Origin of the sequence: Blastococcus sp. TBT05-19 (assembly GCF_003319095.1) — a bacterium.
GTDB lineage: Bacteria > Actinomycetota > Actinomycetes > Mycobacteriales > Geodermatophilaceae > Blastococcus.
Window position 1 is genome coordinate 824,198 of record NZ_QOHI01000001.1, and the last position, 11,126, is coordinate 835,323.

The 11,126-nt window shown below is 74.8% G+C and carries 9 protein-coding genes; 6 read left to right on the forward strand and 3 right to left on the reverse strand.

The window, feature by feature from the left end; genetic code table 11:
• Window positions 1-36: 36 nt before the first annotated feature.
• Both DQ244_RS03990 and DQ244_RS03995 read left to right on the forward strand, forming a co-directional pair.
• Entirely contained in the window at window positions 37-738 is a 702-nt protein-coding gene (locus DQ244_RS03990) for an alpha/beta fold hydrolase (RefSeq protein ID WP_113810641.1), read from the forward strand.
• Window positions 739-846: 108 nt separating this feature from the next.
• Window positions 847-2,370, forward strand: coding sequence for an adenylate/guanylate cyclase domain-containing protein (locus DQ244_RS03995; RefSeq protein WP_199580153.1), 1,524 nt, complete (start codon window positions 847-849; stop codon window positions 2,368-2,370).
• Between the two features lie 34 nt (window positions 2,371-2,404).
• On the opposite strand, the gene DQ244_RS04000 is transcribed toward DQ244_RS03995, so the two are convergent.
• Complete coding sequence (locus DQ244_RS04000; RefSeq protein WP_113810113.1) at window positions 2,405-3,430, reverse strand: TrkA family potassium uptake protein; 1,026 nt, start codon at window positions 3,428-3,430, stop codon at window positions 2,405-2,407.
• Between the two features lie 86 nt (window positions 3,431-3,516).
• A complete protein-coding gene (locus DQ244_RS04005) occupies window positions 3,517-5,262 on the reverse strand; it encodes a class I adenylate-forming enzyme family protein (RefSeq protein ID WP_113810114.1) in 1,746 nt (581 codons plus the stop codon).
• A gap of 100 nt (window positions 5,263-5,362) precedes the next feature.
• On the opposite strand from DQ244_RS04005, the gene DQ244_RS04010 reads away from it, so the two are divergent.
• Window positions 5,363-6,214 carry a patatin-like phospholipase family protein gene (locus DQ244_RS04010; RefSeq protein ID WP_113810115.1) on the forward strand — a complete coding sequence of 284 codons (852 nt, stop codon included), beginning with the start codon at window positions 5,363-5,365 and terminating at the stop codon, window positions 6,212-6,214.
• A 14-nt stretch (window positions 6,215-6,228) separates the two neighbouring features.
• Here the strand turns inward: DQ244_RS04010 and DQ244_RS04015 are convergent, their stop codons facing one another.
• Entirely contained in the window at window positions 6,229-7,824 is a 1,596-nt protein-coding gene (locus tag DQ244_RS04015; protein WP_199580154.1) for a long-chain-fatty-acid--CoA ligase, read from the reverse strand.
• A gap of 155 nt (window positions 7,825-7,979) precedes the next feature.
• On the opposite strand from DQ244_RS04015, the gene DQ244_RS04020 reads away from it, so the two are divergent.
• The 3 genes from DQ244_RS04020 to DQ244_RS04030 are packed head-to-tail and all read left to right on the forward strand — an operon-like array spanning window position 7,980 to window position 11,088.
• Window positions 7,980-9,200, forward strand: a complete 1,221-nt coding sequence (locus DQ244_RS04020; protein WP_113810117.1) for an acyl-CoA dehydrogenase family protein — start codon at window positions 7,980-7,982, stop codon at window positions 9,198-9,200.
• On the forward strand, window positions 9,197-10,186 hold the full coding sequence (locus DQ244_RS04025) for an acyl-CoA dehydrogenase family protein (protein ID WP_113810118.1): 990 nt from the start codon (window positions 9,197-9,199) through the stop codon (window positions 10,184-10,186). The genes DQ244_RS04020 and DQ244_RS04025 overlap by 4 nt, the downstream gene beginning before the upstream one ends.
• Window positions 10,183-11,088: an enoyl-CoA hydratase-related protein gene (locus DQ244_RS04030; protein ID WP_113810119.1), complete on the forward strand. Its 906-nt coding sequence runs from the start codon at window positions 10,183-10,185 to the stop codon at window positions 11,086-11,088. The genes DQ244_RS04025 and DQ244_RS04030 overlap by 4 nt, the downstream gene beginning before the upstream one ends.
• The last annotated feature ends 38 nt before the right edge of the window (window positions 11,089-11,126 follow it).

An 11,126-nucleotide genomic window follows, 5' to 3' on the forward strand; every position in this document is an offset into this window, starting at 1 on the left:
CGGGTGCCTGTCGGTGGGCTGCCCTACCGTGCCGCCATGGATCTCGTCCTCGTCCCCGGGTTCTGGCTCGACGCGTCGTCGTGGGACGACGTCGTCCCTCTGCTGGAGGCGGCCGGGCACCGCGTCCACGCGCTGACCCTGCCCGGTACGGAGTCGCCGGACGCCGACCGGTCGGGCATCGGGCTGCGCGACCACGTCGACGCCGTCGTCGCCGCGATCGACCGGCTGGACGGGCCGGTGGTGCTGGTCGGGCACTCCGGCGGCGGCTCGATCGCCCACGGAGCGGCCGACGCGCGCCCCGACCGGGTGGCGCGGGTGGTCTACGTGGACAGCTGGCCGTTGGGCGACGGGGACTGCATCAACGCGGGCCTGCCGGTCGTGGACGGGGAGATCCCGCTGCCGGACTGGTCGGTGTTCGGCGAGTCCGAGCTGCGCGGGCTCGACGCGGACGCCCGGGCCGCCTTCCGGGCCCGGGCGGTGCCGACGCCGGCCCGGGTGGCGAGCGACCCCCAGCGGCTGGGCGACGAGCGCCGGTACGACGTCCCGGTCACGGTCATCGCCTGCGAGTCCCCGAGCGCCGACCTGCGCGAGTGGATGGACGCGGGGGAGCAGCCCCTCGCCGAGCTCGCGAAGGTCCGCGACGTCACCTGGATCGACCTGCCGACCGGGCACTGGCCGCAGTTCACCGAGCCCGCGCGGCTCGGCCGGCTGATCGCCGACAGCGCCTCGAACGGCTGACCGGCGCCGGTCTTCCTCCGCCGTCCGGGTGAGCCGGTCGGCGCGGCGGGCCCCGGTCACCGATCATGATCGGGTGAGCAACGGGAGCGGTCCGCGCCCCGGTCCCTCGTGACCGACGGCGACGGGACCCGGGACGGCGTGTGGCGCCGGCTCGCGACCCGGGCCGGGTGGATGCCCGGTGGACGCCTGGCGGTGCCGCTCGTCGTGGGCGTGGTGGTGGTCGCCAACATGATCGGTGTCGGCACCGTCGTGCTGCTGCTGATCGGCGTCCAGGACGGCAGCGCCACCTCCGCCCGGACCCCCGTGCTCTGGACCGCGGCCGGCTACCTCGTGCTGGCCTTCCCGCTCGGGGCCGTGGCCGGCCTGCGACGGCAGCGGGTCACCAACCACTGGCTGATGAGCGGCCGGGCGCCCAGCGGCGAGGAGGCCCGGCACGCGCTGCGGCTGCCGCTGGACACCGCGCTCATCGCCGGCAGCGTGTGGTTCATCGGCGCGGTGCTGATGGGCGTGGTCTCCGCGTTCGTCTTCCCCGACCCACGGGTCGGCTGGCGGGTGGGCGTCGCGGTGGCCCTGGGTGGTGTCGCCACCGCGGGTGTCACCTACCTGCTGGTCGCCTGGGTGGCCCGAGCGGTCACCGCGCGGGCGCTGGCCGAGCACCCGCCGGCCGGCACGCTGGCCCTGGGTGTGCGCATCCGCCTGCTGCTCACCTGGGGGCTCACCAGCGGGGTCCCGATGCTCGGCGTCGTCCTGCTCTACGTCGACCCCAGCAACCCCGGCGGCCCGGGCAAGACCGCCGTCGTCTTCCTCGTGGTCGTCGCGCTGCTCGTCGGCGCGCTGGCCACGCTGCTCATCGCCCGCGCGGTGGGCGAGCCGCTGCGCGAGCTGCGGCGCGCCGTGCAGCAGGTCGGCTCCGGCGACTACGACGTCGACGTCGTGGTGGACGACGCCGGCGAGATCGGTCTGCTGCAGGAGGGCGTCAACTCCATGGCCGCGGGGCTCGCCGAGCGCGAGCGGCTGCGCGACCTGTTCGGCCGGCACGTCGGCACGACGGTGGCCCAGCGGGCGCTGGCCACGGGGGTGTCGCTGGGCGGCGAGGAGCGCACCGTCGCCGCGCTCTTCGTCGACATCGCCGGCTCCACCTCGCTGGTCCGCCGCACCGGACCGGAGCAGATGGTCGGCCTGCTCAACCGCTTCTTCGAGATCGTCGTCGACACCATCGAGGACGAGGGCGGGCTGGTGAACAAGTTCGAGGGCGACGCCGCGCTCTGCGTGTTCGGCGCCCCCGCCGACCACCCGGACCCGGCCGGCGCGGCGCTGCGGGCCGCGCGCCGCATCTGCGCCGCGGTCGCCGAGGCCGGGGAGGTCGACGTCGGCGTGGGTGTGGCCTGCGGCCCGGTGTGGGCCGGTCAGGTCGGTGCGGCCAGCCGCCTGGAGTACACCGTCATCGGTGACCCGGTGAACGAGGCCGCCCGGCTCACCGACCTGGCGAAGGACCACCCCGGGCGGGCGATGGCCAGCGAGTCCACCGTGCTGACCTCGGGTGGCGACGAGCGCGAGCACTGGACCGCCGACGCCGAGGTGGAGCTCCGCGGCCGCGACGAGCCCACCCGCACCTGGGTCTTGGTTACTTAGGTCCTGCCGAGCGGGGCCCGCTCGGCGCGACACCTCAGGGGTGGGAGCGGACCACGACCAGCACGTCGTCGGCCTGCAGGGTGCCGATCAGGTGGTCGTCGAACCGCAGCGTGCGTCCGCTGCGGGTCACCGACAGCACGATGTCGCGCAGCTGGCGCGGACCGAGCCCGACCTCGTCGGCGGTGACCGTGCGCTGGTGCAGGTCCAGGCCCTGCCCGCCGGTGACCAGGTCCTCGACCACGGCCACCACGCGCGGGGCGTCGGTCGACAGCCCCAGCAGCCGGCCCGAGGTCGCCGACGTGATGATGACGGTGTCGGCCCCGGACTGGCGGAGGAGGTTGGCGTTCTCCTCCTCCCGCACCGAGGTGGTGATCGGCACGCTCGGGTTGAGCTGGCGCACGGTGAGGGTGATCAGCACGGAGGCGTCGTCGCGGTTGGCGGCCACGATCACCGACCGGGCGCGCTCCACCGAGGCCCGGCGCAGCACCTCGGTGCGGCCGGCGTCGCCGACGATGCCGGTGAGCCCGAGCGAGTTGGCCTCGTCGATGGCGCCCGGGTCGGGGTCGACGACGACGATCTTGTCCGACGGCGTGCCGTTGGCCTGCAGCGAGCGGATGGCGCTGCGGCCCTTGGTGCCGTAGCCGCACACGATGACGTGCTGACGCAAGCGGGACCTCCAGCGACGGATGCGGAACTCCTCCCGCGAGCGCGTCGTGAGCGCCTCGAGGGTGGTTCCGATGAGGACGATGAGGAACAGCACGCGCAGCGGCGTGATGACGGCGAGGTTGATCAGCCGGGCCTGGTCGGTCACCGGCGTGATGTCGCCGTACCCGGTGGTGGAGAGGGTGACCGTCGCGTAGTACGCCGCGTCGAGCAGCGTCACCTCGCCGTCGACGTCGCGGTAGCCGTCGCGGTCGACGTAGACCAGCACGACGGTGAGCACGAAGACGGAGAGCGCGAAGATCAGCCGCTGGCTCACCTGCCGGATCGGCGACGGCTCCTCGTGAGCGATCCGGACCCCGGTGTGCTCGGTCACCGGACCGTTCTCGGGCTCTGCCACGACGGCGACCCTAGAGCGCGCGGGGCCCGACTGCGCGTCGCCGCACCCGAGCGGGGGATGCGGCGACGCGCGGTCGGGGGGGCGGATCAGCCCTCGGTCACGGCCTCCCGCTCGCGGGCGGCCAGCTCACGCTTGAGCACCTTGCCGGCCGCCGACACCGGGATGGCGTCGATGAACCGGACGTCGCGCAGCCGCTTGTACGGGGTGACCTTGTCGTTCACCGCGGTCATCACCGACTCCGCGGTGAGCGCGGCGCCGTCGGCGTCGTCCTTGCGCACGACGTAGGCGATCGGCAGTTCGCCGGCCTCCTCGTCGGGCCGCCCGACGACGGCCGCGCCCCCGACGCCCGGCACGGCGAAGAGGATCTCCTCGAGCTCGCGCGGGAACACGTTGTAGCCCTTGTAGAGCAGCATGTCCTTGGTGCGGTCGACGATCGAGAGGTAGCCGTCCTCGTCGAGGATCCCGACGTCACCGGAGTGGAACCAGCCGTCGGCGTCGATCGCCTCCGCGGTGGCGTCCGGGCGGTGCGCGTACCCGCGCATCACCTGGGGGCCGCGGATGCAGACCTCGCCGCGCTCGCCGGGCGGCAGCGGGTCGCCGCCGCCGAGCGGCCGGATGGAGATCTCGGTGTCGAAGACCGGGACGCCCACGGTGCCGGGCTTGCGCGTGCCGGACCGGAACGACGGGGCCCCGGTCGCCTGCATCGTGACCTCGGTGAGCCCGTAGCCCTCGCCGATGGTGGCGTTGGGCATCAGCGTCGCCATCTTGTCGATCAGCGACTTGGCCAGGGGCGCGGCGCCGCTGGTGACCCCGCGGACGTGCGAGAGGTCGGCCTCGGCGAACCCGGGCACCTGCAGCAGCGCCACGAAGACCGGCGGCGCGCCGCCGATGGCGGTGACCTCGTACTTCACCATGTCCTCGACGTACTTCACCGGGTCGAAGCGCATGTGGATGACGGTCATCGTGCCGCCCATGACCATGCCGTTGAGGTAGCCGATCGCCCCCATCGCGTGGAACCACGGGGTGAGGTTGATGATCCGGGCCTCGCCGAGCCGGGTGGCGATCTCCTCCTCGCCGAGCACCTGGCGCATGGTCACGTCGCCGTGCTCGTCGAGCTCCGGCAGCGAGCCGGAGGTCCAGCAGCCCGACTGCAGCACGTTGGTGACGACGTTGCGGTGCGGCAGCTCCACGCCCTTGCTGACGCCGGTGGTGCCGCCGGTGTAGGCCAGGTGGGCGAGGGCCTCGGCCGGGTCGAGGTCGGCGTCCAGGTGCCGGTCGGTGGGGTCGCCGGCGAGCAGGTCGGCCAGGTCGACGTCGCTGTCCTCCAGGCCGTCGAGCCGGGCGGCGAAGTCGAGGATGTGCGCCTCGCCGGTCACGACGACGGTGCGCACCGGGGTCTGCTCCAGCGCGCCGCGCACGAAGGGGAGCACCTGGTCCCAGGTGACCAGCACGGTCGCGCCGGCGTCGGTCAGCTGGGCGGCCAGGTCGGCGGCCGGCAGCAGCGGGTTCGTGGGCGAGAACGTCGCGCCGGACAGCATGATCCCGTAGTAGAGCGGCGGGTACTGGCGGCAGTTGGGGATGTGCACCGCGACGACGTCGCCGGGGCCCACGCCGGAGTCGGCGAGCCAGCCCGCGACCGCGTGCGCGCGCGCACCCATCTCGGTGAAGGTCAGCGGGACGTCGTGGTCGATGAACGCCGTCCGGTCGCCCCATCGGCGCACCGCTGCCCGCAGGATCGACCCCACCGGGACGCTGGGGTAGTCCAGCGACCGGGGGAGCCCGGGCGGCCAGCTGGCCGCTGCCGGTGCCGGGGCGGACTGCACGGTGGTCATGCGTTTCCTCTCGTCGGAGACATCGGCACACAGCGTGGCCCACGTCACACGCGCTGTCGAGGGTCTGTGCACCGGTCGGGGGTCTGTGAGGATGGCGCCCATGAGCGACCAGCGCACCGCCCTCGTGCTCGGCGGCGGCGGCATCACCGGCATCGCCTGGGAGATCGGCGTGCTCGCCGGTCTGGCCGAGGCGGGCATCGACCTGACCGGCGCCGACCTCGTCGTCGGCACCTCGGCCGGGTCCGTCGTGGGAGCGCAGGTGACCAGCGGGGCGCCGCTGGAGGAGATGTACGGCCGCCAGCTCGAGCCGCCGGCGCAGGAGAAGGTCGCCCGGGTCGGCCGCGGCACGCTGGCGCGCTACGCCTGGGCGATGCTGACCAGCCGGGGCCGCGACGTGGAGTTCCGCCGCCGGATCGGCGCGCTGGCCCTCGCCGCCGAGAAGGCGGGCCTCACGCCCACCGAGCAGGAGCGGCTCGACGTCATCGGTTCCCGCCTGGTCGGGAAGGACTGGCCCGAGCGGAACCTGACGATCACCGCCGTCGACGCCGCCACCGGCGAGTTCCGCACCTTCGACCGCGACTCCGGGGTGCCGCTGCTGCAGGCGGTCGCGGCCAGCTGCGCCGTCCCCGGCGTCTACCCGCCGGTGACCATCGAGGGACGGCGCTACGTCGACGGCGGCATGCGGTCGGCGGCCAACGCCGACCTCGCGCACGGCTACGACCGGCTCGTGGTGCTCGCGCCCATCCCGCGCGGCGTCGGTCCGCTGGCCAGCGTGGACGCGCAGGTCTCCGGGATGGTGTCGCGGGTCGCCGTCGTCGCCCCCGACCAGGCCAGCCGGACGGCGATCGGCCGCAACGTCCTCGACCCCGCCGCCCGGGAGCCCGCCGCGCGGGCCGGGCGGGCGCAGGCGGCCGAGGCCGTCGCCCGCGTCGCGGACGTCTGGGCCGGCTGACCCCGCGCGGGGGCTCAGACCACCGGCTCCGCGACCAGCGAGCCGGCCGAGTGCTCCTGGCGCAGCGAGGTCTTGAGCACCTTGCCGCTGGGGTTGCGGGGGAGCGCCCCGACGATCGAGTACTCGCGCGGGTTCTTGTAGCGGGCCAGCCGCTCCTGGCACCAGGCGCCCAGCTCCTCGGCGGTGGGCGGGTCGGCCGCGTCCCGCGGGGCCACGACTGCCAGCGGGGCCTCGCCGTACCGGGTGTCGGGGACGCCGATGAGCGCGACCTCGCCGACCTTGGGGTGCGCGGCGAGCACGTCCTCGACCTCGGCGCAGTAGATGTTCTCGCCGCCGGAGATGATCATGTCCTTCTTGCGGTCGACGACGTAGAAGTAGCCGTCCTCGTCCTGCCGCACGAGGTCGCCGGAGTGGAACCAGCCACCGTCGAAGGCCTCCGCCGTGGCCTCCGGCTTGCCCCAGTACTCCTTCATGACCATCGGGCTGCGGTAGACGATCTCGCCGACCTCGCCCCGGGCGACGTCCTGCATGGCCTCGTCGACGACGCGCACCTCGACGTTGAGGATCGGCGTCCCGACCGAGCCGATCTTGCGCACGGAGTCCTCGCCGCGCAGCAGGCAGGTCACGGGTGAGCACTCGGTCTGCCCGAAGGCGGTGACCACCTCCGCCTGCGGGAACGTGTCGATGAGGGCGCGCAGGAGCGTGGTGGACGCCGGTGCCGCCCCCCAGGAGACCCTTCGCAGGCAGGAGAGGTCGCGGTCGGCGATGCCGGGCACGGCGACCACCGCGGCCCACATCGCCGGCACCAGGAAGATGCTGGAGATCCGTTCCCGCTCGATGAGGTCGAGGGTCTCGACCGGGTCGAACCCGCCCGACCTCAGGATCACGTTCGTGCCGCCGAGCAGCAGCGGTGGCAGCCCACCGGCCAGCCCGGCGATGTGGAACAGCGGCGCACCCGGTGCGCCGACCCGGTCGTCGGGATCCCAGCCCAGCGTCGTGATCTGGCTGAAGCAGTGCATCACCAGGTTGCGGTGGGTGAGCACGGCGCCCTTGGGGCGGCCGGTCGTGCCGGAGGTGTACATGATGAACGCCGGCTCGTCCTCGTCGACGACGACGTCGAGCGGCTCGTCGCCGGCCGCGGCGAGCGCCTCCTCGTAGGGCTCGCTGCCCGGCCCGGCCGTGCCGCCGCCGATGACCAGGACGGTCCTCACCCCCGGGGCCTGCTCGCGCGCCTTCTCGGCCACCGGGGCCAGCGCGGTGTCGACCACCAGGGCGACGGCGCCGGAGTCGGTGAGCGCGTAGGCGACCTCGTCGGCGACCAGCCGGAAGTTCACCGGCACGACCACCGCGCCGAGCCGCACGCCGGCGAGGTAGGACTCCCACGCCTCCATGCCGTTGAGCGCCAGCACCGCCACCCGGTCGCCGGTGCGCACGCCGCGCTGCTGCAGGGCGCGGGCGAGGCGGGTGACGCGCTCGTCGAGCTCGGCGTAGCTGCGGCCGGCCCCGTCGAAGCGCAGCGCCGCGACGCCGGGGGTGGTGCGCGCGTGCCGGGCCAGCTGGTCGCTCATGGTCATGCCCCGGCCCTGCAGGGTGGGGACGGCAACGCTCACGGCTTCTCCTCGGCCTCGCCCGGATGTGACCTGCGTCATGCTGGCGGGGGTGAGGAGCGTCGGTCAACCGGGGTCATTCACGGTGCTCGTTGACCCGTCGGAGGAACGGCTGACACGCTGCGGTGCGTCCCGCTCACCGACGAGAGGCGCCGCCCGTGGACTTCGACGACAGCCCCGACGAAGCCGCCTACCGGTCGCGCGTGCGGGCGGCCCTGGAGGAGCACGCGGACGAGCTGCTGCGGCTGGCCCCGGGCCAGGAGTCCGTGGACGCCCGCATGCAGGAGGCCGAGATGCGGCGCACCCAGCGGGTCCTCCACGAGGCGGGGCTGGTCGGCGTGACCTGGCCACGGGAGTACGGCGGCCAGGGCGGAACGCTCCTGCAGCAGGCGATCGTGGCGCAGGAGCTGGCCCGCTTCCGGGTGCCGGCCCTGATCAACCACATCGGCATGGGCATGTGCGGCCCGACGGTCATCGCCCACGGCAGCGCCGACCAGCGCGACCGCTACCTGGCCCGGCTGCTGCGCGCCGACGACGTCTGGTGCCAGCTGTTCAGCGAGCCGGCCTCGGGCTCGGACCTGGCCGCCCTGCGCACCACCGCCGTCCGCGACGGCGACGACTGGGTCGTCAACGGGCAGAAGGTGTGGACGACGCTGGCGCACGTCTCCGACTACGGGATCCTGCTCACCCGCACCGACCCCGACCGGCCCAAGCACGCCGGCCTCACGATGTTCGTCGTCGACATGCACGCCCCCGGGGTCACGGTGCGGCCGCTGCGGCAGATGGGCGGGCAGTCGGACTTCAACGAGGTCTTCTTCGACGACGTCCGCATCCCCGACGCGGAGCGGCTGGGCGAACCCGGCGAGGGCTGGCGGGTCGCGCTGACCACGCTGATGAACGAGCGGGTGACCATCGGCGGCGCGGGGACCGCCATCGGCGCGCCGGTGGAGGAGTTCGCGCGGCACGCGGGGGAGCGGCTGCCCGCGCTCGACCCGGACCGGCAGGTGCTGGCCCGGCAGGCCGTCGGCCGCGCCGTGGTCGCCGCGCTGGGTGCCCGCTACACCGGCTACCGGCGGCTGACCGTGCTCAGCCAGGGCGGGATCCCGGGGCCCGAGGCCAGCGCCGGCAAGCTCGCCGGCACCGAGGCCGCGCAGCTGATGGCCGACGCCGGGGTCCGCCTGCTCGGCGACGAGGCGGTCTACGCCGCTACCGCCGACGGCGACGACCGCTGGCAGCGCACCCAGTCGTGGCTGCCCGGCATCTCGATCGCCGGCGGCACCGACCAGGTGCTCCGCAACATCCTCGGCGAGCGGGTCCTGGGCCTGCCGCCAGAACCCCGCCTCGACAAGACCGCGCCCTTCTCGGGAGGACGGCGGTGAACTTCGACCTCGACGCCGACCAGCGCGACATCGCCGCCGGCGCCCGCGACTTCTTCCGGGGCAGCGCCTCGCCGGCCGCGGCCCGCGCGGGGCTGGAGGGCGGTGCGCTCGAGCCCGGCCGGAAGGCGCTGGCCGACATCGGCTTCCTCGGCATCACCGTGCCGGAGTCCGCCGGCGGTTCAGGGCGCCCGCTGCTCGACCTCGCCGTCGTCGCCGAGCAGGGCGGGGCCGTGCTGGCCGGGCCCTCGCTGGTGACCGCGGCGCGCGCCGCCGTCCTCCTCGCCGACGCGCCCGACCTGGCCGCGCAGCTGGCCGAGGGTGGGGCGTTCGCCGTCCTCGACGGTCCGGTGGACGGGTCGGCACCGTCGGTGGACGCCGCCGACGCGACGCTCTTCCTCGGGCTGGACGGCGGGGCGCTCGTCGTCGGCGAGGGCGAGGTCGTGCCCGGCCGTCCGCTGGACGCCACCCGCGGTCTCGCCTCGGTGCGGCTGACCTCGCGCCGGGTGCTGGCCGAGGACGCCGGGGAGCTGTGGGCCCGGGCCCGGCAGGTGGGTGCCGTCGTCATGGCCGCGGAGGACCTCGGGGGTGCCGACCGCTGCGTGCAGCTGGGCGTGGCCTACGCCCAGGAGCGCGAGGCGTTCGGCCGGCGGATCGGCTCCTACCAGGCGGTCAAGCACATGCTGGTGGACGCGTGGGTGGGCGTGGAGCAGCTGCGCTCGCTGGTCTGGTGGGCGGCCTGGGCGGCCGACTGCAACCCGGCGGAGCTGCCGCTGGCCGCCTCGGCGGCCAAGGGCTGCGCGGCGGCGAGCTTCGAGCGGGCGGCCTCGACGCTGATCCAGGTGCACGGCGGGATCGGCTTCACCTGGGAGCACGACGCCCACCTGTTCTGGCGGCGGGCGAAGGTGGACCGGCTGCTGCTCGGTGACGAGGCCGAGCACCTGGACGCCGTCGCGCGACTGGCCGTCGCCGGGGCGCTGGGCGCGTGACCCACCCAGGGGAGCTGACCGAGCTCCGCTACGAGGTGGCCGACCGGGTGGCGACGGTGACGCTGCACCGCCCGGACCGGCTGAACGCCTTCACGCTGACGATGGCCGACGAGCTCGCCCGGGTCGCCGCGGCCGCCGACGCCGACGACGACGTGCGCGTGGTGGTGGTGACCGGGAGCGGCCGGGCGTTCTGCGCCGGCGCCGACCTGGGCGGCGGGCCCGAGACCTTCGCCGACCGGCGCACCCGGGAGCGGCCGCCCGGCGCCCTGAGCGAGCGGATCGACGGCTTCCCGCGCGACGCCGGCGGGGTGGCCTCGCTGCCGTTCGCCGCGCTGCGCAAGCCGGTGATCGCGGCGGTCAACGGCGCGGCGGTGGGCATCGGGGCGACCCTCACCCTGCCCATGGACATCCGGATCGCCGCGGAGTCGGCCCGGTTCGGGTTCGTGTTCGGCCGGGTCGGCATCGTGCCGGAAGCGGCCTCCTCCTGGTTCCTGCCCCGGGTCGTGGGCATCAGCCGGGCCGTGGAGTGGGTGGCCACCGGCCGGGTCTTCGACGCCGACGAGGCGCTGCGCGGAGGCCTGGTGTCCCGGGTCGTCCCCGACGGCGACCTGCTGCCCACCGCGCACGCGCTCGCGCAGGAGATCGTGGCGAACACCAGCGGGGTGGCCACCGGCGCCGCCCGGCAGATGCTGTGGTCGATGCTCGGTGCGGCCTCGCCGTGGGACGCCCACCGGGTGGAGTCCCGGGCGCTGGTCGAGCTGGGGGAGGGGCCCGACAGCGCCGAGGGGGTGGCCGCCTTCCTGAAGAAGCGGCCGCCGCGCTTCGAGGCGGCGCTGGGGACCGGTTCCGTCGCCGGCGTCCCGCGCTGGCCGCTCCCACCCGACGACGTCACGCCCGGCTGACGGTTGCGCGCGCCACCGTTTGTCCACACGGGCGAACC

Bases quoted from the DNA above. Each gene is read 5' to 3' on its own strand.
- DQ244_RS03990 (WP_113810641.1), top strand. From the start codon at position 37: ATGGATCTCGTCCTCGTCCCCGGGTTCTGGCTCGACGCGTCGTCGTGG.
- DQ244_RS04005 (WP_113810114.1), bottom strand. From the start codon at position 5,262: ATGACCACCGTGCAGTCCGCCCCGGCACCGGCAGCGGCCAGCTGGCCG.
- DQ244_RS04010 (WP_113810115.1), top strand. From the start codon at position 5,363: ATGAGCGACCAGCGCACCGCCCTCGTGCTCGGCGGCGGCGGCATCACC.